A 3,001-nucleotide genomic window follows, 5' to 3' on the forward strand; every position below is an offset into this window, starting at 1 on the left:
TAATAAGGACCGTGTTGGTGTGAGGTCGCTTTTTGCCACGCATTACCACCAGCTTACAGTAATGAGCGGGGCCTTAAAGCGGGTGAAGAATTATCATGTTGCAGTGAAAGAAGAAGGCAATGACCTTGTGTTCCTCCGTAAGATAATTCCAGGCGCGACAGATAAAAGTTATGGTATTCATGTGGCAAGGCTTGCAGGAGTGCCTCTTAAGGTGACGCAGAGGGCAAAAGAGATCTTAAAAGAAGTGGAGAATGGGAGCAGTATAGGCAGCAGGGGGAAGGACAGTGCTAAGTATACACAGCTCATGCTTTTTGATTCGGATAATACTGCAAAAGAATCACCGGTAGTTGAGGAACTCAAGAAACTCAATGTGGATGCAATGACGCCCCTTGAGGCGCTTAATGCGCTTGCTGATTTGAAGAAGAAAGTGGACGGAAGATAATACAACTAAGGGTTACATAAAAATAAGATAGCAATGTTTCGAAAAAAATACCGCAGATTCCGAGTCGCGCAACCGAAATATTAATATAATTTTCAGAAAGCGTAGTAATAAATCTGCGTTGCGTGCCCCGAAGCACAAGAAGGAAAGTATAACAAATAGAACATTTGGAGGAAAACAAAATACAATGTATGTTCAAAGGGTTAAAATCCCACTGCATGGGTCTGCTCCCGTGCAAAGAGAAAAGGTAGTGCGTTATTGCGAAATATCGTGCGGAGTACCTGAATATCGGCAGCCACAGCCCGAAACAATACGTGAACCAGAGGTGGCCTCAGTAAGATGCGACATACCAACGCAGGATGGAAGCTTGGGCAGAGAAATGATTACTGGGGTGGTTATGGTCGGGATGGTTGTGAATGCTTTCTTGCGTGACCGGGGGAGGTCTCTTAATGTCCTCCCTGAGATTGAGCCACACCCTACACGTTTCCGGGTCAATAGCCTCAATCAACGGGAAGAAGAAAAAAAAAAAGGTAGCGGAAGTATAACCTTAAACGGGAAAACTAAAGCAATGCATTACGAGATGTCGGACGAACCCATAGTAGCGATGAAAGTCAAGCCAGTGAAATATAGAACCTGTATCGCAGGATACAGGGGGCGACTATACGAGGATAAAACTTGACTCAGCAAAGGGGTTCTTGTTTGGAAAGAATAGAAGTTGACAGCATGATAACATCATTCGGAAAACCCCCCAGAAAAGTAATTATCGTAACTATCAACATGATATAAACGCTATCTGGCAAAAGCATTATGAAGAATATGGAATAATTGCTGAAAACCAATACCAATGGAGACAGAATGAAAAAGTGGAATGAGAAATATCATGCAAAATTCAAGAAATATTCCCTTGGCAATCAAATCTGGGATAAAAAGAATCTTGAAAATGCATGGAAACAGGTAAAAGCAAACAGAGGAAGTGCAGGAGTTGACGGCGTAACTATTGACGAATTTGAACGAAATTCACAACAAAACCTGGCAGAAATTGAACGACAGCTCAAAGAAAATCGCTATGTTCCACAGCCAGTGAAAAGAGTTCTCATACCGAAAGATAACGGAAAAATGAGGCTACTTGGAGTACCCGCAATAAAAGACAGAGTGGTACAACAAGCATTAAAGAACGTTCTTGAGCCAATCTTTGAAAAGATTTTCTTACCCCAGAGTCACGGATACAGACCCGATACAGATGCACATGCAGCGGTCAAGAAAGCCGAAGCATACATCAATTCAGGTTATCACTGGTTGGTAGATGCTGATATTGAAGGATTCTTTGACCACGTTGACCATAAAATACTGATGGATTTAGTATGTGAACAGGTCAGCGATGGCAGAGTTCTCTCATGGATAGAATCTATCCTGAAAAGCGGAATAATGAATGAAGGTGTGTTTGAGGAGAGTCCGGAAGGTACTCCACAAGGTGGAAATCTCAGTCCCTTGCTGGCGAATATTTACTTAAATCATTTCGACAGAAGAATGGGCGATTATGGGTATTTGCTCCTCCGATACGCTGATGATATCATTATTTTCTGTAAATACGAATGGGAAGCGGAAGATGCCCTCAAACGTGCAAAGGAAATTCTGGAGCGAGAGTTAAAACTCAAACTTAGTCCTGAGAAAACCAAAATCGTGCATGGAAATGAGACTGGGGTTGAATTTCTGGGCTTCCATTTTAATGGAAGATGGAAGAAACCAAGAGATAAAACGGTGAAGAAGTTCAAATCTGAGGTTAAACAAAGGACAAGACGTCAGCAACCTATAAACCTTGGAACTCTAATAAAACTACTTAACCCGAATATTCGAGGTTGGGGGAACTATTTCGAGGGATGCACAAAGAAGAGAATATTTAAAGAACTGGACGAATATATAGCAGATAGACTCAGATGCTTTAAAGCCAAAAACCGTTCTAATAAGGTTCTATGGTATTCGCTTCCTAAATCTGAGCTGGCTCAAATGGGTCTCATTTCTCTATATCGAGGTATTTCTGGATGAAACCATTTCTTACAAAGGGATATGCCAAACGAAAGCTGCATACTGGAAATCAGTCCGTGCAGTTTGATGAGAAGGTGGAGGTTGGAAAGCCTCTGCTTTACTCTACCCATCGTTTTTTGATGGGCTTTGTTGTTTGTGTATGGTTGGTTGTGTGGGGATTTGTAAGGCGCCTGGATATTTATCGTCATATTTTAATAAATATTTGGCGAAGGATGGATGATCAACCACAGAGGGCACCGAGAGCACAGAGCTTTGTTGTTTTCTCTGTGTCCTCTGAGGACTCTGTGGTTTTTTCAGTGTTGCGTGGTAACATCACCTTTTTATGGAGCGCCGAAACTTTGAAATTATAGAAAGTAATTTATTGATTTTTAGAACTGATTATCTGAAACCATATCATTAAATCTGCGTTAATCTGCGTCCATCTGCGGTTTGTGTTTATCACTTTAAGGAGATATTCACGGTCTCCAGACAGTTATGCCTTCTATTCGCTCAAAATCGCTATCGTTGGTGGCGATATCA

The 3,001-nt window shown here is 41.7% G+C and carries 2 protein-coding genes and 1 pseudogene; all 3 read left to right on the plus strand.

All coding sequences use genetic code 11. The features are described from left to right. Window positions 1-442: pseudogene (locus tag WC623_RS24815) on the plus strand (DNA mismatch repair protein MutS); the annotation flags it as partial. Between the two features lie 394 nt (window positions 443-836). Beyond that, window positions 837-1,118 (plus strand): hypothetical protein, encoded by a 282-nt coding sequence (locus tag WC623_RS24820; RefSeq protein ID WP_372856287.1) that lies wholly within the window; start codon window positions 837-839, stop codon window positions 1,116-1,118. A gap of 176 nt (window positions 1,119-1,294) precedes the next feature. Next, a complete protein-coding gene (ltrA, locus tag WC623_RS24825) occupies window positions 1,295-2,482 on the plus strand; it encodes a group II intron reverse transcriptase/maturase (RefSeq protein ID WP_372856289.1) in 1,188 nt (395 codons plus the stop codon). Window positions 2,483-3,001 lie beyond the last annotated feature (519 nt).

The organism is Pedobacter sp., from assembly GCF_041645105.1.
Classification (GTDB): Bacteria; Bacteroidota; Bacteroidia; order Sphingobacteriales; family Sphingobacteriaceae; genus Pedobacter.

What these genes read in the sequence shown, in the direction of transcription:
- WC623_RS24820 (WP_372856287.1), top strand. Translation starts at nt 837, where the DNA reads ATGGTCGGGATGGTTGTGAATGCTTTCTTGCGTGACCGGGGGAGGTCT.
- ltrA (WP_372856289.1), top strand. Translation starts at nt 1,295, where the DNA reads ATGAAAAAGTGGAATGAGAAATATCATGCAAAATTCAAGAAATATTCC.